This is a genomic window from Bacillus sp. URHA0034 (genome assembly GCF_056280405.1).
This window is the reverse complement of the sequence record NZ_JBWCDK010000002.1, coordinates 4,482,813-4,507,674: the sequence shown is the minus strand read 5'-3', so window position 1 is coordinate 4,507,674 and position 24,862 is coordinate 4,482,813. Positions and strand designations below refer to the sequence as shown.

Sequence of the window (24,862 nt, the reverse complement as noted above, 5' to 3'; positions counted from 1 at the left end):
GTTCTTGTACAGAAACTACTCAATAAACTCAAATTCGAACTCTAACAACTTGACAATATCCCCATCTTTTGCCCCTCTTTGTCTTAAGGCATCATCGACCCCAAAACCGCGCAGCTGGCGGGCAAAACGGCGGACCGATTCTTCTCTTGAAAAGTCCGTCATCTTAAATAAACGTTCGAGCTTCTCACCCGAGAGAACAAATGAGCCGTCCGGATCTCTTGTAATCGTAAAGGCTTCCGGATCTGCCTCATGTTTATATAATACACGATGTACGCCCGTTACCTCTTCTTCATGCTCAAGCGGGAATTCCGGTGTCTGCTCAATTTTATCGGTAATCGCAAATAATAGATCTCTAAGACCTTTTCGAGTTAAGGCTGAAATAGGAAAAATCGGATAATCCTCTTCTAACTGCTCTTTAAACATTTTTAAGTTTTCCTCGGCATCCGGCATATCCATTTTATTCGCCACAATGATTTGCGGACGCTCAGTTAATCTAAGGTTATATTCTTGTAATTCTTTGTTAATCGTCAAATAATCCTCAAATGGATCTCTGCCTTCTGTTGCTGCCATATCAATCACGTGGACAATCACCCTTGTCCGCTCAATATGCCGCAAAAATTGATGACCGAGGCCAACACCTTCACTTGCACCTTCAATCAACCCCGGCAGGTCGGCCATAACAAAGCTTCGGCCATCTTCTGTTTCGACCATACCAAGATTAGGAACGATCGTCGTGAAGTGATATTCAGCAATTTTTGGTTTTGCCGAAGACACGACTGATAATAATGTCGATTTCCCTACACTTGGGAAACCTACAAGACCGGCATCAGCAAGGAGCTTCAATTCCAACACAACATCTCGCTCTTGTCCTGGTTCACCATTCTCGGCAATCTCCGGAGCAGGATTTTGCGGAGTAGCAAAACGGGTATTTCCTCGTCCGCCGCGGCCGCCCTTGGCAATAACCGCCCGTTGGCCATGCTCGACTAAATCCGCGATAACCTCGTTTGTTTCGGCATCGAGGACTACCGTTCCCGGTGGAACCTTGACAATCATATCTTGAGCGCCTCTGCCATGCATCCCCTTCGACATGCCGTGTTCTCCGCGTTCCGCTTTAAAATGACGCTTATAACGGAAATCCATTAGGGTACGTAAGCCTTCATTAACCTCAAAAACCACATTGGCTCCTTTTCCGCCATCTCCGCCGGCAGGACCGCCATTTGGTACATATTTTTCACGGCGAAAGGCAACCATCCCATTTCCGCCGTCTCCGCCTTTTACATATATCTTGACTTGATCGACAAACATCTAATTCCTCCAGTCTTGCACATTAAATAAATTGAAATTAAACCGAGTTATTTTTCAGCATAGGCATAAATAACTCGAGCGAGAGTTCAGTTTCTGTAAATTCCTTGATCGACAAATCAACGGTTTTATCAGATAAGAAGCTCTCAATCAGTTCTCTGTTAGTTATTATCCCGCTAAAATCAAAAAAGAAACGAACACCGTCTGATTGCGGTTCTATGGTAATCGATAGATTATTTTCTTGAAATGGCTCAATGGCTTGATTCAAATTACCAAAAAAAGTATATGTCCACTTCGTCACAGCCAAATCATTAATTTTTGAGGCATCCGGATCAAACATTACCTCATATTCGAGCTTAAAAAAAGGATTTTCCCAGTTCGATTTTAAAAGCAGCGCTGCAAATAAAGGCATATGTAAATTTGATAGTTTGGTCTCATGCTGGGTCTCAATTACGATTTCATCAATCACTTGTTTTGCCCGGTCAATCCGATTTAAGTCCAGGTTTCCTTTAATTAGCTGCAGCTTATTTAGCCAATCATGTCGTGAATGCCGCAGCACTTCCACGATATCCCATTCTTTCCCCATATGTACACTCCCACATTTAAGTGTTGACACTGTTTGCTGTTAGTATATCAAAAAAACATACTTGAGTAGACTTTTTTGTATAAGAAAAGTTTTTTAGAGGCAAAAAGAGCATTCTAAGAAGATTTTATGAGTGGGGTCTTTATTACAAAAAGAAAACTCTAACCAATCAGGTTAGAGTTTCTGATGAATAGCTTACGCTTCTTGAGCAGCTGCTGGATAAACACTTACTTGTTTACGGTCACGACCTAAACGTTCGAATTTTACAACGCCGTCGATTTTTGCAAAAAGAGTGTCATCACCACCGCGGCCAACGTTTTCACCTGGGTAAATCTTTGTACCGCGTTGACGGTAAAGGATAGAACCACCAGTTACAAATTGACCGTCTGCACGCTTCGCACCAAGGCGCTTCGCGATAGAGTCACGTCCGTTCTTTGTAGAACCTACTCCCTTTTTAGATGCAAACAATTGAAGATCTAATTTTAATAACATTTCATTCCACCTCCTGCTTTTTGAAGGTTATTTTAATGTGCTCTCCGTACGTTTCTTCAATCGATCGTAATGAAACAGCCATCCCCTCGAGAAGGAGTTGTACTTTCTCATAAACGTCCTCCGGAAGATCTGCCGGTATAACGCAGCGGAGAAAGCCATCTGCTCGATGTTCAAGATCGGGCGTGACACCGGTTAGTTCGTGAACCGCATTAATCGCACCAACAGATACGGCTGACGCGCCTGCACAAACAATGTCCTTGCCGCGATCTGCGAACAAAGCATGACCGCTCATTTCGAATGATTGAATCGTTCCGGACTCAGTACGATAAATCGTAATGTTAATCATCTATTTTCCAACACCTTATGCGTTGATTTTTTCGATGACAACTTTAGTGTAAGGTTGACGATGACCTTGCTTCTTACGGTTGTTTTTCTTCGCTTTGTACTTGAAAACAATGATTTTCTTCGCACGGCCTTGTTTTTCAACTTTAGCTGTAACAGTAGCGCCTGCAACAACAGGACTTCCAACTTTTACAGTTTCACCGCCAACGAAAAGAACCTTGTCAAAAGTAACTGTTTCACCAGCTTCAACATCTAATTTTTCAATGTAGATAGCTTGGCCTTCTTCAACTTTTAATTGCTTACCGCCAGTTTCGATAATTGCGTACATGAACTGCACCTCCTTATAAACTCAGACTCGCCAAATACAGGCGCTTATGCAAATGCAAAAGTCTTACTACCTGCACTGTGCGGTTGTAGCACGGGTGCTACAAACATAACATTAAGATACTAACATAGATTAATTGAATGTGTCAATAGCCATTTGGGCACTTCAAAAAGTTAGAGTCGTTCCTTTTGCGAAAGTTCAACTGCATTACCAAACTGCTTTAACTGATAAAAATGCGGTAAAGCAGGCTGAAGCGTAAAATAAAGTTTCAGATGAAGAAGTTCCTCTAACACCTCTTTGTGGGCCTCATGTGTTCCGAGGAGCGCTTCCTTCACCTCTGGTGTTGTCTCAATCAGAATGGCCTCAAAATCGGAGTTGCGGTGCTCTAACAGCTCGCGCTCAAGCCGGAACGCAACCGTTTCCGGACTAAGAATACGGCCTGTGCCCTCGCAGACCGGACATTTCACCTTTAGCGCTTCTGATAAGGAAACCTTCGTCTTTTTCCTTGTCAGTTGAAGAATGCCAAGTTCTGTAAACCCGATGATTTTTGTTCTTCTTTCATCTTTATTTAATTCTGATTCCACAGTATTAAAAATGGTTTGCTTGTCCTGTTCGCGGGGCATATCAATAAAATCAATCAAAACAATTCCGCCAATATCACGGAGACGAAGCTGTCTGACGATTTCTTTTGCTGCAAGCTGATTGGTTTTAAGGACCGTTTCCTCATAATCGATGTTACCGGAAAATTTCCCTGTGTTGACATCGATAATCGTGAGCGCTTCGGTCTCATCAAAGATCAGGTAAGCCCCATGATCAAGCCAAACGACCCGCTTTAACGCTCGGTCAATTTCATGCTCCACTTTGCTGCTTGAAAAAATATTCTCTTTGCCGTTGTAATAGGTAAGCTTAGTCTGATCGTTGACCGATTCGAGAATATTTTTTAGAGAAAGATCGTCAACGATGATTTCACCTGACTTCATTCGGCCCGCTTGGGTGATGATCATTTCAATAAAACTGTCCTTTTGAAAAATGATCCCAGGCTTTTTTTGGGCTGACGCTTTTTGTAACAGTTGTTGATACTTCTCTCTAAGAGTTTGAAGTTCAGCGGCGATTTCCTCTTCTGAACTATAGATCCCTGATGTCCGAAAGATCATCCCTTCTTCTTCCGTTTTCAACTTTGTTCCGATTTTGCGCAAGGTCATTTTCTTAGATTCATGGGCAATTTTTTTAGATACCGCTACATACCGTCCTTGTGGCATATATACTAGATGATTTCCCTCTATCTCGATGATTCCTTTGACTTTTGGGCCTTTGGTGCCTGTCGCGTCTTTCTCAACCTGTACAAGCATTTTTTCGCCTTGATGAACAAAGGAGGTAACGTTCTTTTGTTGATCCTTGGATTGAACGTACGACGGGAGAACATTGCGGTGCAAATAGGCATTTTTCTCCTCACCGATATCTATGAAGGCAGCGTTCATACCTGGCAGCACCTTTGTAACCGTCCCTAAATAAATATTACCGACCAGCGAACGATGTTCCGGTCGGTCAATGACAATATTTTCAACACGGTTATCTCGCAGATAAGCAAATCGCTTTTCCCGTGATTGATAGTTCACAACTAATCTTTCCAATTGAAGCGTCCTCACTTTACAAGCTTTCTTTAATCGCTGAAGAAGCGCTCGTGATCCGAAGCGCTTCTCTCATTTTTATTATTATACCCTAATAGTAGGAAAAAAGAAGGTCACTGATTTTATCGGTCAACCGTTTTTCGGAAAAATAGGCATGGAGGAGCTCGTTCTCATCCAATTTTCCGGTTTCCCGTCCATCTGCCTCGACGATAATGGGATGCTTGCAGCCGCGCTGAAATTTTTCGAGAACATGTATGACCAAGTCCTCTTCATTTGCCTGAATGGGCTTGAGGATGTCTGGGGTCGCCTTTTTCCCGTAATAGCGCTCAAGTAAAAATCTCATAAAGATATAGCGCCGCTGCTTCCATTCATGGTAAAGCGAGAAAAAAAGGAAAAAGATTACTACCCAAACATTCAAATGCAATGGCGCTGTTAATAAAATCATCACCGAAAACAAGCTTAAACAAACGAGAGAAACCATTAATGTCAACTGATGGGCTCGTGGAAATGAATCTTTTAATGAGAGCAGTAAAAATACCAGCTTGCCCCCATCAAGCGGCCAAACTGGGAATAGATTAAAAACAAAAATCATCACATTATAATTGAGAAAGAGATGAAATAAATCCTCCGGAAGCAGCTGGAGTGAAAACAAGAGATACGCGAGTCCAACCATCCAGACATGCTGCAGGGGCCCGGCAAGCACAACAATCGTCTCTTCCTTTAAAGGACGATTACCATGTTCATCCATTTCCGCTACCCCGCCAAATGGAAGCAAGGAGATTTTTTTGATCCGCCAGGAAAAAAAAGAAGCCGCAGCAGCATGCCCCATCTCATGTATAAAAATTATTCCAAGCAGCATCGCGACTTCAAGAAAATGTGCGGTAGCAATCGACAGGGCAATCACAATCCACAATAACGGATGGATTGAAACAAGTCTTAGAAGAGTAATCATCCTATTCAAATCGGATCACCTGGATCGGATCGATAAAATTATCGTCTTTTTTAATTGCAAAATAATATTTACCTTTTGTCTTATCCTCACCTGTAGAGGCAGATACGGTTCCAACTACATCTCTCTTGCCGACATACTCATACAACTTCACTTTAACTTCATCCAAATTACCGTACCATGTCTCTGATTTGTCAGAGTGCTGGATAATGACGGTTTTACCAATCCCTTCTTTTACACCCGCAAACGTAACTAGACCATCATTAATTGCTTGAACCGGAGCACCCTTGCTTGTTTCAATCATGATTCCCTGGCCATTTTTTTCGAAGTTTTCAAGAATCTTCCCCATTGCCGGCACAGAAAGATTTTGATTATCTGCCACGTTTTTTTTATCTGACGTTTTATCGTCAGTAAAAGGCAGGAGGGCTAATGGTTTCCCAAACTTTTCCTCGTACCAATTGGATACGACGGCAAACTTAAAGTCCTTGTCCATTTGACTTGTGACAAAATCCCGAGCCGGCTCGAGTTTTGCTGTATGATTACGAAATAGAATTGCGACCACTAAGAAGAGAAGTGCTGAAGCTAAGATTTTGAAAAAGAAGACTTCTTTTTTAAAGAGAGGATGCCCGGCATCACCGCCACCGGTGTCGGAAGGACTTGGACTCGTATACTTAAAATCATAATGTTCATCATCCCCCGGCCAAGCAATTTGGCGTTCTGGACTTGTTGAATTTGCATTGCTACCTTGTTCTTTTTTTCTCTTGGCGATTCGCCGCCGTATTTCTTCCGGTGTAGACCGCGCCATACCCATCAACCCTTTTCCTGCTTTTTGTACAAGTTTATGTACGAGGATGGACGAGTATGACAAAAGCCTGTCCACATTTATGCGGACAGGCGGATTTAAACGATTTATCTGACACCAAAAAACTTTTTAATTTTCGTAAAGACATTTTTATTAGCTTCCTCAAGCGGCTGAAGCGGAATCGATTCACCAAGAATCCTTCTTGCGATATTCCGGTAAGCAATGGAGGCCTTGCTATTTGGATTAAGTGCAATCGGCTCACCGTGATTGGAGGCTTTGATGACCTCTTCATCGTCAGCGACAATCCCAATTAATCCAATCGATAAATGCTGGGTAATTTCATCAATATCGAGCATATCGCCTGTCTTCATCATATGATTACGGATCCGGTTGACAACTAATTTCGGCGCTTCCATATTCTTTTGTTTTTCTAAAAGACCGATAATCCGGTCGGCATCACGAACAGCCGATACCTCAGGGGTTGTGACGACAATCGCTTTATCAGCACCAGCAATCGCATTTTGAAAGCCCTGTTCAATCCCGGCAGGGCAATCAATAATAATATAATCATAGTCTTGCTTTAATTCGAGAATCAATTCTTTCATTTGTTCCGGTTTTACGGCTGATTTATCCACCGTTTGTGCCGCCGGAAGTAAATATAATAAACCGTCAAAACGTTTATCTTTGACCAACGCTTGATGGATTTTACATCTTTTTTCTACCACATCGACCAGGTCATAAATAATCCTGTTTTCTAATCCCATGACTACATCCAAATTTCGAAGACCGATGTCTGTATCAACTAAGCATACCTTTTTGCCTTGAAGGGCTAAAGAAGTCCCGATATTAGCAGAAGTAGTGGTTTTACCCACTCCGCCCTTACCGGATGTAATTACGATTGCCTCTCCCACCTTAAAGTCCCCCTTCGAATCTGTTTAAATTAGGCCTTACATGAACTAAAACTTGTAATCTATCAACAATGATCTTCCGGTCCTCATTTATGTAAGCACATTCCATTTCTCGCGGTTCATTGTTTTCTGCATGATCCGGTGCGCGATTAATTTGATCACTAATCCGCAGCTGCGATGGTTTCATACTAGACGCTGCAATGACAGCCTCATCGTTGCCATAGCAGCCGGCATGTGCAACACCTTTTAATGATCCCATTATAAAAATATTTCCACCGGCGATAACGGTACCACCAGGGTTAACATCGCCAATTAATAATAAATCACCAGGGGCTTCCAGAACTTGCCCTGAACGAATAATTTTCGAAACAGTCTTTACCTCATTTTCAGTCTTTAGCTGTTTTGCTTCTTCCAGCGTAATGACATTCGAAACGATATCATCGACATCCAAGTTCTTCTTTTGAAGAATGAGCTGTTTTAACTCTTCATGCTGCTCTAAGGTAATATAGCGGTTACCGACATTAACTTTTACCGAAATTAAATTGCGCTCATCCTGCATCCGCGAGTTTGCCGAAAGTTTTTCATCCAGTTCCTTTTTTAGGTCCTGATAGGAACATGTATCGTCAAGATGAAGGACAAGACCTTCCTTCGTACCTTTTATTGTAACATTTTGCCGCTTTTTCATGGAGAATTTTTCACCTCATAATAAGAAAACAATTTAGGAATAGCCACACTTAAGACCTATTCCAAATCAAAAAATACAGACATTTAATACAAATTCGACACGAAGGCTCCATTCTCCTTTTTTAAAAGAAAACAAAGTATTTGACTATTCAGCCCTTATTGCATCCATATGTTTTTCGAACAATCTTTTTATAGGATATCCCGCAAGGATCACAAATAGCGCATTTAAGATAAGTGTTGGGTAAAACCGCAACTGAAGATAGCTCATAAAATCCATGTCGGTCACATGGATCAAATGGTCCAATTCATAAACGCCCACTTCTAATAACGCAATCCCTACAATTGTGATCAGGATGGCGACAAAAAAATTATTTTGCAGGATATTCAGGATTTTAGAAGCCAGATAGGCAATAAACGGAAAAAGGAAAAGATAAATTCCAATAATTTCAATATAAACAATATCAAACAAAAGCCCAAAGATCGCTGCATAAATAATTCCTTGTTTTCTGCTTACAAAGATAGTCAGAAATAACAAAGCAGCAAAAAGGAAGTGAGGAGCAATGATTTTATTTTGACCAAAAAGATTGGTTGGAACGTATTGGACAAACAAGCTTTCTAAAATAAATAAACACAGAAAGAAAAGGGGAAGAAGGAATTTTTTCACGATCCCGTCTCCTTCCCTGATGTTGAATCTGTAGTAACCGACTGAGCCATTACTCTTTTCGTGACGATGACTGTTTTAATATCATAAAAATCAGCCCCTGGTTTTACCAAAGCCGTTTGGTTTAATCCATATTGATCTTGTTTTATTTCAACCACTTTTCCGATCATTAAGCCTTTCGGAAAAACATCTCCTAACCCGGAGGTGATGACGGTCTGTCCTTTTTCAATTTTCGCACCAGAAGGGATGGCTTTAACCTGAAGTAATTTTTTCTCACTGTCATAGCCTTCTACCAATCCATATACATTCGTTTTTCCTTGCACAATTGCCGAAATCCGATTCTTCGGATCCATCGAACTCAACAGCTGAACGGTTGAGCTAAATTGAGTTACACTCTTTACTTTTCCAATTAAGCCGTTGGCTGTGACAACTGCCATGTTTTTCTTCACACCGTTTAATTTACCTTTGTCGATTATAATCATTTCATGCCAACGATCAGGATTTCTTCCAATCACAGTAGCTGGAAGTGGTTCATAATCTCTCAGGGTCTTCTTTTCACCGAGAACATCACGGAGTTCTTTATTGTCGTTCTTCAGCTCTTGAACCTGTGCTTCAAGGCTGGCAACATTTTCAACCCGTGATTTTAATTCTTTATTCTCTTCGTATGTATTGGTAAGATCCTGGAGATTTTCAAAAAAGCCTGCAACATAGTTGGTAGGCTTTGAAACCAAGGATTGAACCCAGCCGGTTGTATCTTTTATAAATTGCTCCGGCCAGGATAGTTTGCTTCTCTCCCTTAAAGAAAACCCAATCAATGCCACGAGAACAATAATGCTGACAAGCAATAGAATCAGTCGTTTATTCATAAAGAACTGTGGCATGATTATACACCTCTTTTTTTCTATATAGATAAGAAAGTAGTAGTCTTAAAAAGTTTCTGCTTAACGTGAATCCCTTGCTTTGTTTTTAAACAGATGGATATGATCGAGCGCTTTTCCAGTGCCAATCGCAACGCAATCAAGCGGATTTTCAGCAATTAAGACAGGCATTTTCGTTTCTTCACTAATTACTCTGTCCAAATTACGAAGAAGCGCGCCTCCGCCAGTTAAGACAATGCCGCGGTCCATAATATCAGCAGCAAGCTCAGGCGGTGTTTTTTCTAATGTATTTTTAACTGCTTCAACGATCGCATAGACGGTATCATTTAAGGCGGTCGCAATTTCTTTTGCGGTAATTTCGATGGTTTTTGGCAGACCCGTTAATAAATCACGGCCGCGAATCTCCATATTATCGACGCCTTCAGGTATACCAGCAGACCCAATCTCCATTTTGATTTGTTCAGCGGTCCGTTCCCCGATCATCAAATTATAGTTTTTACGAATATAAGAAATAACGGAATCGTCCATTTCATCACCAGCCACACGAATAGATTGGCTCGTTACGATTCCTCCTAAGGAGATAATCGCTACTTCCGTCGTACCTCCACCAATATCAACAACCATGCTGCCGGTTGGCTCCCAAACAGGCAGGTTCGCGCCAATGGCTGCAGCAAATGGCTCTTCAATCGTATAGGCATCCTTTGCCCCTGCTTGTCTTGTCGCATCAATAACAGCTCTTTCTTCGACCGCAGTGATACCTGATGGTACGCAAACCATCACATATGGCTTGCCGGAAAAAAGATTATTACTTTTCTGTGCTTGACGAATATGGTATTTCATCATGGTAGCGGTCGTTTCGAAATCAGCAATGACGCCATCCTTCATCGGCCGCATGGCCACTACGTTCCCCGGGGTCCGTCCAATCATATTTTTCGCGTCGTTTCCTACAGCGACAATACTTTTTGTATCGGTCTGCATGGCCACAACGGAAGGCTCTCTTAATACAATGCCTTTTCCTTTTACATAGACGAGGGTGTTGGCCGTTCCCAAGTCAATTCCAAGATCTCTAGGTCTAATTCCAAACATAATGTTGTATCTCCCTTTCTGATACGAAATGCACAAATTCTATAGGCAGGTAATCACCTTAATTATCATGTCTTTTTTCGTACTATTTAAATGATTACTTAAAAAAACAGTCCTAAAAAATCATACCCAATATTATATCCTAACGTCAAATAATATCCTAGTGTTATAAATATCCTTTTTCCTTTAAACTCACAAACTTGTTTTCACCGATAATTAGATGATCCAGCAAATCGATGCCAATGATCTTTCCACACTCGACCAGCCGCTTCGTGACATCAATGTCTTCTTTGCTTGGAGTAGGGTCGCCGCTGGGATGGTTATGCAGCGCAATAATGGATGCTGCGGAACGCTTTAAGGCTTCGCGGAAAACTTCCCTAGGGTGCACGATCGAGGCATTTAAGCTCCCGATAAAGACAGTCTGTTTATGAATGACTTGATTCTTCGTATTTAAAAATAAGCAGACGAAATGTTCCTGGGTTAAAAAGCGCATATCGTTCATGACATACTTCGCTCCGTCTTCCGGTGAGCGGATCACATACCGATCCGTGTAATTAAGATTGGCAATCCGTCTGCCAATTTCCACCGCAGCGAGAATTTGAATCGCCTTAGCGGAACCAATCCCTTTGATTTCCGTCATTTCCTCTAAAGTTGCACCCTTTAACATGCGCAAACCTTCAAAATGCGTTAACAGGCGATTGGATAACTGCAAGACTGATTCATCTTTTGTTCCGGTTCGAAGCAGGATCGCTACCAGTTCATGGTTCGATAAGCTTTGCGGTCCATGGTTAATAAACCGCTCTCTTGGCCGTTCATCCTGCGGAAAATCACGAATCATCATGGTATTTGTTGACACTTAGTTTCCTCCCTTTTTAGTGGGAGTCTTTTTTCTATTATGGCAAAGAGTAGCCGGCCTTTTTCAATTCCCTTATAGTCCTTGCGACTGGCAGACCGACAACCGCAAAATAGTCTCCATTTATTTTTTTGACAAGCATGCTGCCTAATTGCTGTATTCCATAAGCCCCTGCTTTATCAAACGGTTCACCGCTTTGCACATAGGCGTTAATGTCTTCGTCTGTTAACTCCCAAAACCATACTTCTGTTCTTTCATAAAATTTGCTGGTACCTGTTGGGGACACGATAGCAACACCCGTAAAAACCTCGTGCTGCCGTCCTGATAACCTTTTTAACGTGCTAATCGCTTCTGCTTCGTCAGCTGGCTTTCCTATGATTTGATTATCCGCAACCACAACTGTGTCCGAGCCGATCACAAAGGAGTCTTGATTTTTTTGAAAAACGACTTGTGCTTTACGCTCGGCTAACTCCATGACTACTTCGTCTGGGGAGAGTGCAGGATCAAAGCTTTCATCAACTTCACTGCTAGAGACCGCAAATGATAAGTGGAGATTTTCTAGAAGTTCTTTCCGCCGTGGAGAAGAAGAGGCTAAAATGAGGTTTTGCATTTAATCACCTGACCTTTTGGCATATATTATAGGGAGATACATGATAATCCTATCAGAAATTTTAGAAGCAAACAATTTTAATATGATTAAATTTTGAAGAATATTGTCAAATTATGCATTTTTTTAGTTAACATCAAGAAAAAAGCCCTACCAGCTGGTACGACTTATTTCCCGGAAAATATCAACTATTGTCAATTACAAGGAATAATAGGCACTTAAAAAGTTTAAAAGATGCTGCTGAGCTTGACTGAGGCTCTTTTTACTGTTGGACTTTTGATAGGTATTTAGCTTATCAGCCGTGGTAGTTAATTCTGTTTTTATCGTCTTCACCTTTTCATTCTTTAGGCCGCTCGTCTTTAATTGTGCCTCGAGTCCTGTAATCGCCTTAGTCGATTCTGAGGACAGCTCATCGTTTAGTAAAGCCGTCGAGGTTGCTAGGGATAACGTTTCATAGATAGAAGGTACATTCTTTAGGAAGCTTTTCTCTTTATCATTTAGACCCGATACTTGTTTTTCATCTAGTAACAGCGGCTTGGCAAAGACATCTCCGACGCCATCTGTTTTATATTGATTGCCAAGTGACTTAGCAGTTTCAATGGAATCGGCTACCCCAAGGAATAGATATTGCTTCCCACTTATTTCAACCAACTTTGCTGGAACACCTTTGGAAGTAACCTCGGTAGATGTTTCCTTTGCACCGTCCTTCGAGGAGAATACCCCCCCTTGGATCACATAGGTTGTCAATTTATCCATAGTAATAGCGCTTGAGGCTTTTTCTACAGTTTGGTTGACTGTCGTATTTCCAGTTTCTTTAGCAACTGTTGGGACCGTTGCAGTTCCCGCCTTTTCCGTTGGTCCTGTGATCACTAATTTCAACATAACAAAACCAATTGTTGTACCTATTAGGATGGCAAAAGCAGCTGAGGTGATAATAGTGACAATGTTACGATCCTTTTTCTTCTTGATTGAATTGGTTGAAAAGGATGCTATTTTGGGGAGGCTGGGCTTTTTTGTTTTTTTATTGCCTGCAATCGAAAGTTCCTCTATATCTTGATCGGAGGTTTCCGGAATGATCCAGTCAAAGCTTTCATCGACCGATTCCTGGGCTGCGGCTGTTTCTAAGAATACATCATTTTCTAGTTTATTCGAATCTATTTCTATCACTCTTGGAATAGGTTCGATGTTTCGTTCGAGGTCGATTTGCTTTGGTTCTTCCTCAAAATTTTTGGTCTCGCCATTTAATTTTATCTTGATTGTATTGCCTTTGTTAGGCTTGTCCACTGCTTGTACTCCTCTCTCTTCCGAAGGGTCATTGGTTTCATCCTAACATAAGGGTAAAAAAAAATAACAAGACTTTTGTCGTCTTGTTATGGTAGTCTTTCGTCAAATTGTTTGGTAGTTCGCCATCGTACATACTATGGTTGAGTTGTCGCGGCAGCCGGAAATTGGCTTAAGGGGTTCTCTTTACCTGCTGGTGCAGGTGTATCCATTTTTGGAAGATCTGCTTGTAAATCGGTCAAACTAGGCATATAAAAAGTCGAAACTGTGAGCGAATAGGTTAACGGCTGAGTCTCTGTTTGAAGACTAGTAACCTCTTTATCACCTGTATAATTGATCGCTTCAACTGAGACAATCCTTGGAAGAGATTCAATTGTTTGAATGAATTTCTCCAAATTCTGATAGGTTGCTGACTCTACTGACAGCTGAACCGTTAATTTTTTTAACCCGCTGTAAGGAGTAGCAGCTTGTTGCTGGGTTCCTGATTGATCCGTTGTTGTTGTACTGGTTGTACTCTGAGTAGCCGCAGTGTCAGATTGATTGGTTGTTGTCGTTTGTGCAGTGGTTTGACCTGTTGCTCCAGTTTGCGCGTTTGTTTGATCGGTGGCAACCGTAACATCCGCGTCTTTAGAGAAACTCATCGATTTTATTTCACTATTCGAGACATTTTCTGCCTTTTCTAAATCAAGAATAAATTGTTCTTGAAGAGGCTCAACAGGTACCTTCTTCTGAAGCTCGGAAGTATCTTCCGATTCCGTATTAGCCGTTTCTGTATTTTTCTGTGTAATGGTGTCTAAAAGCTTTTGCTCTGTCTCTAGGGATTGTTCTTTTATAGATAAATCTGACTTTAATGGGCTTAGCGAGAAGAACTGAGAATAAACAATGACGATCATGATTAATAGGACACCAGCACCCATGATGATTTTATCTATTTTCAAAAGGCGGAGCTTCATGATGCCGTCACTCCTTCCCCTGTCTTACTCTTGTTTTTGATCACGTCTTTATTAAACTTAATTTCAAATTGTCCAACATATCTTGGCACAATATTATTATTAGCAGGCTTAGTTGTTGTAGTTCCATTGGATACAACGCCTGTATTTGTCGTGTTTGAATTAGTTGTTGTTGTACTTGTTTGACCCGTTTGCCCTGCAGTAGCAGCACTTTGGCCATTTGTAGCGGCTTGGGCAGAAGCTGCTGTGTTTGTTGTTGTACCAGCGGCCGTTCCCGTAGTTGCTGCTGCCGTGAGTTTGTCCGGTTGACTGCGTGGCAGTATTAGCAGCTTCCTCTGTTTCATTTGCCGTTAAGGAAGTAAGACTCACATCTTCAATCCAGTCAGAGTCTTTTAAACTTTCTAAAAAATATGCCGCTTCACGAGAACTATCGAATTGAACACTAATTGTTACAATGCCTGCCTCGGTATACGCAAAGGATTGAATAAATCCGCGTTCTGGTAAAAGTGCAGTTAGATGTCTCATCACTGGGACCGTTTGAATCGGGTAATCATCTGCCCATTCAACCGCTGCCTTTAATAAGCTTGCCGAGTTGGTTGTTTCATTGTGGGTGGCATTTTTTTCAGTGGTTTCCGTAATTTTATTTGTCGCGGCAATACGCTGATCTACTGAAGCCACATCACTTTTGACGGAATTAATCTGCCAAAAATAGACCCCACCGATCAAGATAAGCACAGCCACAATGGCCGATAAATAAATAATATTAAATTTTTTAGGTTCTTTTTGAGGGAGCAGATTAATTTCTACTAGCATTATTGCACCTCTTTTAAAGCAAGACCTAAAGGTAAGAAAAGATTTGACGGTATGCTCATATGTTTGCTCTTCGTTTCATTTTCAATCGTAATTATATCAACAGGAATATCATATCTTTCTTTCATCTCATCAAAAATGGCCATCACCATTGGATGGTCCCCATTTAATAGAAACTTAGTAATATCCTGTTTTTCATTATTACTTTGTGAATAACGGTAAAAATCTAATAACTTATTAATTTCTTTAAAAATATCTTCAAATTGAACGACCAATTCTTCAGGTTCTCCGGTAAACTTACAAACCATTAAGCCTAATGTATCTCGAGATATTTCCCATTGATCGATAGCAAACGGCAACGAGAAATGGCGCATCACTAACGGAACGGTTTCATCAAAAATACATAAATTTACACTCGTTAAATCGAACTGAATCGTAAACAAAACTTCATCCACAACTGCTCGGTCTAATTTATGATACAACCGGTATAGGGAAAGCGGGGAAATATCTGCTGCGACTGGATTCAATTTTAAGCGATTAAGCAGGTCTACATAATCCATTACATTTTGTTCCGGTGCTGCAAATAAAAGCAATTCCTTCGTCTTTCCATTATCAGTTAGTGAGTAATAGTCAAAGACTGGTTCTTCAAATGGTAAATGGATACTGGAGCCGAGCTCTAAATATAGATAACCCTTGATTTCATCATCTTGAACATCGGCTGGTATCGTAACCTTTCGGATAATCACAAGTGGATCTGGAACGATAAAACGAATAGTCCGCCTGCGAATCTTCCAATCATCAATACATTCTTCGAGGATGCTTGAAAGAGAATCGAAATCGACAATTTTCCCGTCAGTGATAATTCCAGGCGGTAAGAAGCGTTCTAACCATCTTTGTGGTGTCGGCGGATTCTCTTGTTTTAATTCCAAAATACGAATCGAATGGTCATTTATCACCAGATTGATTATTCTGTTTTTAGTTGAAAAGAGGGAAAATGCCATATTTATAAACCCCTTAGTAAAATATCCTTAATAAAGGATTTTAAAGTATAAGTTAATAAGATCCGTACCCCAAAAATAAGCTGTCAATGTCCCAGCCGCAATAAACGGACCAAATGGTATTGGCTGTCGTCTTTTTACGATTCTAAACAAAAGTGCCAAGCCGCCAATCACTGCGCCAAATAATGTTGCCAGGAAGAAAGATAATAATACCATCTTAAATCCTACAACGAAACCAATTAGGGCATACAGCTTCACATCACCAAAGCCCATTCCACCCTTACTGCCAACAGCAATGATGAGCAGAAGGAGAAATCCGGTAACTGCACCTAATAGGCTGTCCCACCATGGGGTTAACGGCCAAATAAACCGTTCCAATAAAAAAATCCCTGCAAACCAAAGCAAAATTTTATCAGGGATGATCATATAATGAATATCGGACACAGTGATAATCATAAACATTGAGATGAACGTCAAGGCAACGATTAGTTCTCCAGACCATCCAATTACGTATGGCGTTAAGGCAAAGAGGATTCCGGTTAATAGTTCAAAAGTCGGATAGACAGGAGAAATCCGCGACTGACAGCCGCGGCATTTCCCTTTTTGAAGCAGATATGATAAAACCGGAATTAGTTCAAATGGTGTTAACTGATGTCCACAGGTTGGACATGCAGATCTTGGTGTGACAATTGATTGCTTTAATGGGACTCTTAGGCCGACTACATTGAAAAAGGAGCCAAAAAGTAAACCGTAAATAAATAATATAAAAATTATCATTTTTTATATTCTGATAACTTTTTCTCTGTAACATAGCCAGCAGCCTTTGTTGCTTTACTGGAATCTACAACTGGTACAGCATCATGATTTGTAATTGAATAAGAGTATTTAATTGTACCATCATCTGCAGTATCTTGAGTAACTTTTACTTGGAAACCTTCATCCTTTACACGATCAATATACGCATCTAAACTATCAACTGTAGTAACCGTTGCATCATCTACTTTTGTATTTCCATCAATAGTTAGTAATATATCATCTGTTGGTTGTTTATCTGCGACAAATAACTTTGCTGCATTAATTATTAATAGGGCATCCTGCACCTCAGCTTTTTCCTTTGACTTATTAATGACATTTCCAATCGCAGGAATTGCAATTGCTGCAATAATCCCCAAAATAACGATTACTGCAAGTAATTCAATTAAAGTAAAACCTTTTTGTTCTTTCATTTTTGCTTTTAAAGCTTGTACCATTTCCCCACTCCTTCTGGTTCTATGAACCTAGTATTATTTCTCTATGAGTATACAATAAATGACATCATTGGAAAAGATTTTTTTATCATTTTTTGTCACAAATATGGTTTTTTTGTAACATTTAATAGATAATTGTAATAAAAATGTAATTTATTAGCTCATCTGGTCGTACATTGAGAACATTGGCATCATAATCGACAAGACTATTACCCCAACCACCCCAGCCAAAAAGACAATCATGATCGGCTCTATTAAGGATTTTAGTCGGTCTGTGCCTGCTTCTACTTCTTTTTCATAAAATTCCGCAATTTTTGACAACATCGCATCTAAAGCCCCTGTCCCCTCTCCAATCGTAATCATTTGTGTGACTAATGGAGGAAAAGCCCAGTGGGCAATCATTGGCTCTGTCATTGATCTTCCTTTTTCAAGCGAATCACGGGATTCACGAATAACCTTTGAAATTACTTCATTTTCAACGACCTTTTCAACAATCGACATTGCTTGTAGAATCGGCACTGAACTCGAGAATAAAGTACTAAGTGTTCTCATCATTCTTGCTAACTGTGCCTTTTGCATCATTTTCCCAAATAAAGGCATTTTTAAAGTTACAAGATCCAAATAGTATTTGGCCTGTTTATTTTTTTTCATGAACATGAAAAATACATAGATAGCAACAAAAAGAATCGCAACCAGCCACCAAAAGGATTGCATAAATTCACTTACGGATAAAACAAATTTGGTAATCGCCGGAAGCTCAAGATCCATATCGTAAAACATTGTTACAAATTTGGGAACCACCCCAACCAGTAAAAAGATGACAGCTAATATAGCAATAATACCAATAGCTAATGGATAAGTAAGAGCTGATTTCACTTTTTCCCTTGTATGGTGCTGTTTTTCAAAATCCTCAGCCAATCGCTCCAGCGTTCCATCCATATTACCACTGACTTCCCCTGCCTTAACCATATTGACAAACATAGAATTAAAGATTTTGGGATGCTTTGAAACAGCCTCGGAAAAAGGATTTCCTTCGCGGAGTTCCTGTTCGACATCTAGGAGTGCACGCTTAAGGCCCTTACTTTCTGTTTGGGCCGCGAGAACCGCTGTGGCTTCTACAATTGTGATTCCTGCCTTTAGCAGGGTCGCAAATTGCCGTAAATAAATGACAAAATCCTGCATTTTGACGGGATTTCCAAAAGTCAATTCCATTGTCATCAAGGTCTCCGGGACTTCTGTCATTTCAACAACCCGAACCCCATCATCCTTTAGCTTTACCATTGCCTCACGGCGAGAAGCCGCAGTAATAACCCCTTGCTTCTTCCCACGTTTATCTCGTCCGGAATATTTAAACCTAGGCATCCATCATCATCTTTTCTTGTAGATATTTGGTTGCTGCTTCTTTCTGAATGACGTTGCGTTCAAGCAACTCTCGAATACTCATTTCTAGTGTGTGCATCCCTTGGGCTCGAGAAGTTTGCATCGTACTCTGAATTTGGTGGATTTTCTCATTACGAATCAAGTTGGCTATCGCTGGATTATTGACTAATATCTCTGTGGCTGCTCTACGTCCCTTTTTATCAACAGTAGGGAAAAGGCGTTGGGAAATAACCCCAACCAATACCGAAGCGAGCTGGACACGAATCTGCGGCTGCTGTGCCGGCGGAAAGACATCTATGATACGGTTAATCGTTGCTGGTGCACTCGAAGTATGAAGCGTGCCGAAAACAAGGTGGCCTGTTTCAGCCGCAGTAATCGCAATCCCAATCGTTTCTAAGTCACGCATCTCCCCTACAAGGATGACATCAGGGTCTTGACGAAGGGCCGCTTTTAAACCACTAGCATAATTTTGCGTATCAAAGCCTACTTCACGCTGATCAATTATAGAATTTCCGTGTTTATGAAGATATTCAATCGGGTCTTCCAAGGTAATGATATGTTTTCGCATCGTTCGGTTCATATAATCAATCATCGAAGCAAGCGTTGTTGATTTTCCGCTTCCTGTTGGTCCGGTCACGAGAATGAGTCCTTGTGGTTTTTCAACAAGCCTCGGGATGATTTCCGGCAAGTCTAAGTCTTCAAGCGTTGGCGTTTTTGATGCTACTACCCTTAGTGCAAGAGAGACACTTTCCCGTTGATGATAAGCATTCACACGGAAGCGGGATACACCTGGGATCCCATAGGAAAAATCAAGCTCCCCTTTTTCTTTAAATTGATTCCAGAGGTTTTCCGGAATAATTTGTTTGGCTATTGCCTCGGTATCAGGTGGTAAGAGCATCTCTTTCCCGTAGCGTTTAATATCTCCGTTAATACGGAAAATCGGCGGTACCCCCACGGTTAAGTGAATATCAGATGCTTTAAATTCAATTGCGGCCCTAAGAATATTATCAATTCTCTCAGTCATGTCTTATACTCCTACTCTAGAATGGCAACACGTAGTACTTCTTCTGTTGTTGTCAGACCTTGTTTCACTTTTAATAACCCATCGTCAATAAGAAAGATAGTTTTATTTTTAATCGCTTGTTCTTTTAATTTTTGAAACGAATTATCATTCATGATGATTCTGCGCATGATATCGTCAATGACGAGTACCTCAAGAAGGGCAATCCTTCCTTTGTAACCTGTCATATTACAAGAAGGGCAGCCTTTTCCTCTAATGATTTTTTCAATCTTCAAACCACGTCTAGCGAAGATTTCCTTTTCTCTTAAAGAAGGTTCCTGTGCCTGTGCACAATCGCGGCAAACTCTACGTACAAGGCGCTGGGCAACAATGCCACTGACAGATGAGGCAATCATAAACGGCTCCACTCCCATATCATTCAAACGGGTAATGGTTCCGAGAGAATCGTTAGTATGAAGAGTACTTAAAACTAAATGCCCCGTTAAGGAAGCACGTATGGCAATTTCCGCGGTCTCTTTATCACGAATCTCCCCAACCATGATAATATTTGGATCCTGCCGGAGTATCGATCGCAGTCCTGCAGCAAATGTCATCCCAACATTAGGATTAACCTGGATTTGATTAATCCCTTCCAATTGATATTCAACTGGATCCTCAATTGTAATGATATTGACCTCTTCGCTGTTTAATTGATTGAGCGCCGCATAAAGGGTAGAGGATTTCCCAGAACCAGTTGGCCCAGTTATCAATACAATTCCGGTTGGCTGTTCAATTAACGAATTAAACCGTTTAAAATTAAGGGCATTAAAGCCAATTTTATTTAAATCATTTAGAGCGGCACCCATGTCTAATAAACGCATAACGATTTTTTCGCCATAAACTGTGGGCAACGTAGATACCCGCAAATCAATCGGATAAAAATCAAGATGTAATTTAATCCGGCCATCTTGAGGTATCCGGTGTTCGGTAATATCTAGATTGGACATAATTTTAATTCTCGCTGTCAATACGCTTTGCATGTGACGGGGCAAAGTCCGTTCTACTCTAAGCACACCATCGACACGATAGCGGATCACGATTTTTGTTTCTTGAGGGTCGATATGAATATCGCTGGCTTTTTGAATAACGGCATTCGTTAGTAGCTGATTAACCAACCGAACAATCGGTGAATCTTGGTTGGTCACATCTTCATCCCTGGCCCGCTCATTTGCCGCTAGGTCATCAAAAAGTTCCTCGAATCCATCATCTTCTTCATAATACTTGTTGATGGTGCGGAGGATTTCCTCTTTCGTTGCGATCCCTGCCTCAATCTGGAATCCAGTGGCAAGACGTAAATCATCCATGACAATGAAGTCCATCGGATTGACCATTGCCACAAACAGCTTGTTCCCCTCTTTTTTTAGCGGAACAATCAAATTCCTTTTCGCCATATCCTTAGATATTAAAGAGAAAAGACTCGTTTCAAAAGGGTATTGAACAAGATTGATATGAGGAATCCCCAGCTGATTTTCTAACACCTCAGCTAATTGCTGGTCCGTGATATATCCTTTTTGGAGCAAGGCCTCGCCAAGCTTCTGACTGGACCCTTTGTCATCTAAGGTCGAAGCAAGTTGTTCCTTTGAAATAAGTCCTTGTTCAATCAACAATTCCCCTAGACGTTTCCTTGATTGCTTTCTATTGTTATCAACCTTATTTTGGCTGTTCATTCGGTTTCCCCCAAAGGTCATTAACATTGGAATCTTGTTGTGTTGTCCCAGATGTTGAAGTAGTTTGACTTCCATCAGGAATAGTTACAGTTGAAGGAGTGGCAGTTGTTGTCGTACTAGTTGTTGTTTGAATTCCGGCGGTTGTTCCGGCCGTCGTTGTACCCTGAGATGTGCCGGTTAAGGCATGAATCTCAATTCGATAGGATGGCGAATAATAATCCTCAGAAATAGGTTCCGTTTTTAAAAGCTGGTCATCCTGGTAAACCTCACGATTAACCTTCACGAACAGGCCATCAGCACCTGCAGCTTTAACGATTGTATTGCCCGTTGTTAACAAGGGACTATATTGTACAATAGTCTTCGGTTCTATTTTCTGCTCGTCTTTTTTGCTGATTCTGTAGCTGTAAAGGAGCTTTTCTCCCTTTAAACTCACAGTCAATCTATTATCTTTTAAAGCTAGTTCTAGTGTATAGCTGGTTTTATTAGGATTTGTTATGATTAAATTCATGTTTTTATCCAGACTGACGCGCGCTTCAAATCCTAAGCCCGCATAACCAGGAAGTGAATTGCTAATATTTCTGTCCACAATCGTAAAGTTGGAAGGTAGTACTGCTTGATAAATCCCAGTTCCAAGCACACTTAATAAAGATGAGTCGGTTATTTTCTGACTCTTCGCAAGGTCAAGAACTGAGAAGGTTGCTCCTTGGTCAATTTTTATCTGTGGATTTTTCTCAATGAAAGCTGGAAGCCCATTAGGAATCTCCCTTAATGTAAGCACGGCTTCATTAATCACAAAATTTTCATCAACTGAGTTTACCAGCATGAAATCCTTTGTCAGATTAAACGTTCGGTCGCCGGACTGAAGCATAGATGCTGACGATTGTAAACTTGCTTTCAGTTTTGTAAAATCTATTTCTTTACTATTAATCTCTGGAAATAGCATACTAACTTGGTCCTCAAGCTGTGTAAGATCAAGTGAAATAAAAACAGCATTGGACTGTCCATCCTTGATTGATTCGATCGTTGTTTGTTTATCGAGGTAAAAAACGTTTAGGTCAAACGCAACGCTCTTTTCACTATATTGCAAGGTGAATTTCGTATTTTTCAGCCAATCAAGGTACTGTTTTTCCAGTAAACTAGCTGCTTCTGCAGCTGTTTTCCCTGTGATATCGATCGTACCAATTTGGGTTCCATCGGAGTATTTCCCATCCAGATTAGACATTTTTTCATATGCTTTTGCTCCAAAATGAGAGGTACTAAAGATAAATGTTGTACTAAAAATGAGTACAATAAATAATTTTATAAACTGAGTGTTTTTCTTCATTTACTAGCCCCCAATTCATCAAACTACTTTTGTAATTTGACTTCCCTCTCCATATTGCGATCTTTTTTGAGTTCTTCCGTTCCAGCTGCAGCTTCTTCGGTTGCAAGGAACAATTCTTCGAGGAGGTTCTCATCTTTTGTCTCTTCAACAACGTCTTCTCCATTAGATAGAATCTCAAAATCGTTCATTTCTTCAAGCCATCCTTCATCCTCAGAATGATCGTTATCATCCGATTCTTCGAATAGTAAGCTTTCGATATCAGCTAAATAACCTTCTTCCGTTTTTTTCTCTTCGATGATTTCTGTTTTTCCATCATCTAGAACAGGGTCCGAATCGATTAGAAAATCATCTGTCTCTTGTGAAAGATACTCTGGTTCTGGTAAAAAAGCTTCTGCCTCTAAATTGTCTTGAGGCAGCTCTTGAAAGGCAGGCTCTTCCGTGCCTTCTAGAGTTATTAACGGAGCTAATTCATCACCATCTGTGTTTAAATCCAGTAATTCTAATTCCAATTGTTTTTCTTTTTTATGATGGAAAATATCCTCTTCCATTTCTTCCTGGGTCTGCAATGCGAAGGAATCCATTCCTTGGTTATAGATCAAGGCCGCAAACCGGGTGTCCATTACATAGGCTGCAGCCAAAACTAGTAACACTACGATTAACCCTGTTTGCCACAGTGGAAAGGAAGAAACAGCTGCCAATCCTGCTAGGGCCAGCACATACCCAGTTAAAGCGACAATTAGCTTCCCTTTGAAAGAGAATCCAACTCGTAATAAAGTAAGAATTAACAATAAGATTAACGTAGCACCAAAGGCCCATATAAGTGACAGCATTCCAAACTTCCTCTCTATTGCGGACTATTATCCTATGAAACAATATTTTATGACAAAATACCTAACATTTTCTTGCTTTTTTACGAAAATTAGACAAAAATCGCCTATGAAATATTGTATAATACTATTAAGTATTTTAAAAGAAGGCGGGAAATTTTTGTCATAAAAAATTATATCCTCCTTTTTCCCCATAAAATTGCAGGTGATAAATTGAAAAAGTATATAACTAACCAAAAAGGTATGACTTTAGTTGAACTTTTAGCCTCAATTGTAATTTTGTCAATTATCTTAATTACAACAATTACCTTTTTTACTAATTCATTTCAATATAATTCCATTTCCTCAAATAAATTAAAAGCAACTGATCTAGCAAGAGAAACCCAAGAATCATTTAAAGTAAATCCCAGTATGAATTTGGAATTAAAAAATATTCTTATCATGCTGCAAGGTAAGACGGGGCCACAAACTTTATCAAAAACGTCTTTTCCTAAAATAAATCTGAATAAGGACATCTATCTATCCGGCTCAGGTGTTCTGCAATTGAGTTTGACTAATACAAATTACCAGGTTTTAGTTTTCGTTGATACAAAATCGGTTAACGACCTAACATCTCCTTTATATAAGCTTCAAGTTCAGATAGTAGAGAAATCAAAAGTACTTCCCAATCCACTAGCTGGGCCTTTAACGAATCCATTGACGGAGACATTCTCGTATTTTGAACTCTAACAGGAGGAAAGGTACTCAAATGACGAAACTTACTAAGGAGGACGGGATCACATTAATTGAGGTCTTAGCCGCCGTTACCATACTCTCCATTGTAATCGTAACCGTCTCCAGTGTATTTTTTGGAGGAATTGATTATTCGAATAAAGCAAATAAAACCATCTCCATGCAGCAGGAAGCCAATCTAATGGTTACAAGTATCACTAAGTTACATGAATCAGGCTACAACTATACTATTATGATGGACCAAAACCCTTCTGCTACTGCCATTACAATGTCGGGTAAAGATCAGGCAGGTACTTCGAGATCATTTCAATATTCAAACGATCATTTTGAATACTCGTTATATGATTATAGTAGTGGGAGCGATACACTCATTAACAAAAATACACTAGTCAGTACCACACGCCCTCTCTACATCAAAATAGTAATTAAGAACAAAAAACATCCAAGTGAGACTTATGAAGTTAAGACCATAATAAATCGATTATGAAA

28 protein-coding genes and 1 other annotated feature are annotated in these 24,862 nt (G+C 40.3%); of the genes, 2 read left to right on the top strand and 26 right to left on the bottom strand.

Translation table 11 applies throughout. The features are described 5' to 3' along the window. Positions 1-15 precede the first annotated feature (15 nt). The 26 genes from obgE to ACZ9EE_RS23475 form a co-directional block, all read right to left on the bottom strand. Positions 16-1,305, bottom strand: a complete 1,290-nt coding sequence (gene obgE / locus ACZ9EE_RS23600) for a GTPase ObgE (protein ID WP_476031083.1) — start codon at positions 1,303-1,305, stop codon at positions 16-18. A 37-nt stretch (positions 1,306-1,342) separates the two neighbouring features. Continuing rightward, a complete protein-coding gene (locus ACZ9EE_RS23595) occupies positions 1,343-1,888 on the bottom strand; it encodes a Spo0B C-terminal domain-containing protein (protein WP_476031082.1) in 546 nt (181 codons plus the stop codon). 192 nt (positions 1,889-2,080) lie between these two features. Next, a complete protein-coding gene (gene rpmA, locus ACZ9EE_RS23590; protein ID WP_098529850.1) occupies positions 2,081-2,377 on the bottom strand; it encodes a 50S ribosomal protein L27 in 297 nt (98 codons plus the stop codon). 1 nt (position 2,378) lies between these two features. Then, the gene (locus tag ACZ9EE_RS23585; protein WP_476031081.1) at positions 2,379-2,723 is read right to left on the bottom strand and encodes a ribosomal-processing cysteine protease Prp; all 345 of its coding nucleotides are present in this window, start codon (positions 2,721-2,723) and stop codon (positions 2,379-2,381) included. 15 nt (positions 2,724-2,738) lie between these two features. Then, the gene (gene rplU / locus ACZ9EE_RS23580; RefSeq protein ID WP_160721963.1) at positions 2,739-3,047 is read right to left on the bottom strand and encodes a 50S ribosomal protein L21; all 309 of its coding nucleotides are present in this window, start codon (positions 3,045-3,047) and stop codon (positions 2,739-2,741) included. Between the two features lie 13 nt (positions 3,048-3,060). Continuing rightward, positions 3,061-3,142, bottom strand: a sequence feature (ribosomal protein L21 leader region). Positions 3,143-3,217: 75 nt separating this feature from the next. Beyond that, on the bottom strand, positions 3,218-4,675 hold the full coding sequence (locus ACZ9EE_RS23575) for an Rne/Rng family ribonuclease (RefSeq protein ID WP_476031080.1): 1,458 nt from the start codon (positions 4,673-4,675) through the stop codon (positions 3,218-3,220). Between the two features lie 88 nt (positions 4,676-4,763). Continuing rightward, positions 4,764-5,633: a M50 family metallopeptidase gene (locus ACZ9EE_RS23570; protein ID WP_476031079.1), complete on the bottom strand. Its 870-nt coding sequence runs from the start codon at positions 5,631-5,633 to the stop codon at positions 4,764-4,766. Then, positions 5,626-6,426: a peptidoglycan DD-metalloendopeptidase family protein gene (locus ACZ9EE_RS23565; protein ID WP_476033065.1), complete on the bottom strand. Its 801-nt coding sequence runs from the start codon at positions 6,424-6,426 to the stop codon at positions 5,626-5,628. Before ACZ9EE_RS23565 ends, ACZ9EE_RS23570 begins: the two co-directional genes overlap by 8 nt. Positions 6,427-6,530: 104 nt before the next feature. Beyond that, entirely contained in the window at positions 6,531-7,334 is an 804-nt protein-coding gene (gene minD, locus ACZ9EE_RS23560) for a septum site-determining protein MinD (RefSeq protein ID WP_476031078.1), read from the bottom strand. A 1-nt stretch (position 7,335) separates the two neighbouring features. After that, positions 7,336-8,016, bottom strand: a complete 681-nt coding sequence (gene minC / locus ACZ9EE_RS23555) for a septum site-determining protein MinC (RefSeq protein WP_476031077.1) — start codon at positions 8,014-8,016, stop codon at positions 7,336-7,338. A 144-nt stretch (positions 8,017-8,160) separates the two neighbouring features. After that, positions 8,161-8,679, bottom strand: a complete 519-nt coding sequence (gene mreD, locus ACZ9EE_RS23550) for a rod shape-determining protein MreD (protein WP_476031075.1) — start codon at positions 8,677-8,679, stop codon at positions 8,161-8,163. Then, a complete protein-coding gene (gene mreC, locus ACZ9EE_RS23545) occupies positions 8,676-9,557 on the bottom strand; it encodes a rod shape-determining protein MreC (protein ID WP_476031073.1) in 882 nt (293 codons plus the stop codon). The genes mreD and mreC overlap by 4 nt, the downstream gene beginning before the upstream one ends. A 60-nt stretch (positions 9,558-9,617) precedes the next feature. Then, positions 9,618-10,640: a rod shape-determining protein gene (locus ACZ9EE_RS23540; protein WP_476031071.1), complete on the bottom strand. Its 1,023-nt coding sequence runs from the start codon at positions 10,638-10,640 to the stop codon at positions 9,618-9,620. 163 nt (positions 10,641-10,803) lie between these two features. Next, complete coding sequence (radC, locus tag ACZ9EE_RS23535) at positions 10,804-11,478, bottom strand: RadC family protein (protein ID WP_476033064.1); 675 nt, start codon at positions 11,476-11,478, stop codon at positions 10,804-10,806. 52 nt (positions 11,479-11,530) lie between these two features. Beyond that, positions 11,531-12,100 carry a Maf family protein gene (locus ACZ9EE_RS23530; RefSeq protein ID WP_476031069.1) on the bottom strand — a complete coding sequence of 190 codons (570 nt, stop codon included), beginning with the start codon at positions 12,098-12,100 and terminating at the stop codon, positions 11,531-11,533. A gap of 195 nt (positions 12,101-12,295) precedes the next feature. Then, positions 12,296-13,381 (bottom strand): hypothetical protein, encoded by a 1,086-nt coding sequence (locus ACZ9EE_RS23525; RefSeq protein ID WP_476031067.1) that lies wholly within the window; start codon positions 13,379-13,381, stop codon positions 12,296-12,298. 134 nt (positions 13,382-13,515) lie between these two features. Then, on the bottom strand, positions 13,516-14,316 hold the full coding sequence (pilO, locus tag ACZ9EE_RS23520; RefSeq protein WP_476031065.1) for a type 4a pilus biogenesis protein PilO: 801 nt from the start codon (positions 14,314-14,316) through the stop codon (positions 13,516-13,518). Positions 14,317-14,490: 174 nt separating this feature from the next. Further along, entirely contained in the window at positions 14,491-15,141 is a 651-nt protein-coding gene (locus ACZ9EE_RS23515; protein WP_476031063.1) for a PilN domain-containing protein, read from the bottom strand. Beyond that, positions 15,141-16,139, bottom strand: a complete 999-nt coding sequence (gene pilM / locus ACZ9EE_RS23510) for a type IV pilus biogenesis protein PilM (protein WP_476031061.1) — start codon at positions 16,137-16,139, stop codon at positions 15,141-15,143. The genes ACZ9EE_RS23515 and pilM overlap by 1 nt, the downstream gene beginning before the upstream one ends. Positions 16,140-16,166: 27 nt before the next feature. Then, positions 16,167-16,913 carry a prepilin peptidase gene (locus ACZ9EE_RS23505; RefSeq protein WP_476031059.1) on the bottom strand — a complete coding sequence of 249 codons (747 nt, stop codon included), beginning with the start codon at positions 16,911-16,913 and terminating at the stop codon, positions 16,167-16,169. Continuing rightward, on the bottom strand, positions 16,910-17,386 hold the full coding sequence (locus ACZ9EE_RS23500; protein ID WP_476031057.1) for a type II secretion system protein: 477 nt from the start codon (positions 17,384-17,386) through the stop codon (positions 16,910-16,912). The genes ACZ9EE_RS23505 and ACZ9EE_RS23500 overlap by 4 nt, the downstream gene beginning before the upstream one ends. A gap of 153 nt (positions 17,387-17,539) precedes the next feature. Beyond that, a complete protein-coding gene (locus tag ACZ9EE_RS23495) occupies positions 17,540-18,745 on the bottom strand; it encodes a type II secretion system F family protein (protein ID WP_476031055.1) in 1,206 nt (401 codons plus the stop codon). Further along, the gene (locus tag ACZ9EE_RS23490; protein ID WP_476031053.1) at positions 18,738-19,787 is read right to left on the bottom strand and encodes a type IV pilus twitching motility protein PilT; all 1,050 of its coding nucleotides are present in this window, start codon (positions 19,785-19,787) and stop codon (positions 18,738-18,740) included. Before ACZ9EE_RS23490 ends, ACZ9EE_RS23495 begins: the two co-directional genes overlap by 8 nt. Before the next feature lie 11 nt (positions 19,788-19,798). Next, the gene (locus ACZ9EE_RS23485; RefSeq protein WP_476031051.1) at positions 19,799-21,490 is read right to left on the bottom strand and encodes a GspE/PulE family protein; all 1,692 of its coding nucleotides are present in this window, start codon (positions 21,488-21,490) and stop codon (positions 19,799-19,801) included. Further along, positions 21,474-22,814, bottom strand: a complete 1,341-nt coding sequence (locus ACZ9EE_RS23480) for a G5 domain-containing protein (protein WP_476031049.1) — start codon at positions 22,812-22,814, stop codon at positions 21,474-21,476. Before ACZ9EE_RS23480 ends, ACZ9EE_RS23485 begins: the two co-directional genes overlap by 17 nt. Positions 22,815-22,837: 23 nt before the next feature. Further along, positions 22,838-23,644 (bottom strand): hypothetical protein, encoded by an 807-nt coding sequence (locus ACZ9EE_RS23475; protein ID WP_476031047.1) that lies wholly within the window; start codon positions 23,642-23,644, stop codon positions 22,838-22,840. Between the two features lie 114 nt (positions 23,645-23,758). Here ACZ9EE_RS23475 and ACZ9EE_RS23470 point away from each other — a divergent pair, with 114 nt between their 5' ends. Then, complete coding sequence (locus ACZ9EE_RS23470) at positions 23,759-24,370, top strand: prepilin-type N-terminal cleavage/methylation domain-containing protein (RefSeq protein WP_476031045.1); 612 nt, start codon at positions 23,759-23,761, stop codon at positions 24,368-24,370. 19 nt (positions 24,371-24,389) lie between these two features. Next, positions 24,390-24,860 (top strand): PilW family protein, encoded by a 471-nt coding sequence (locus ACZ9EE_RS23465; protein ID WP_476031043.1) that lies wholly within the window; start codon positions 24,390-24,392, stop codon positions 24,858-24,860. The last annotated feature ends 2 nt before the right edge of the window (positions 24,861-24,862 follow it).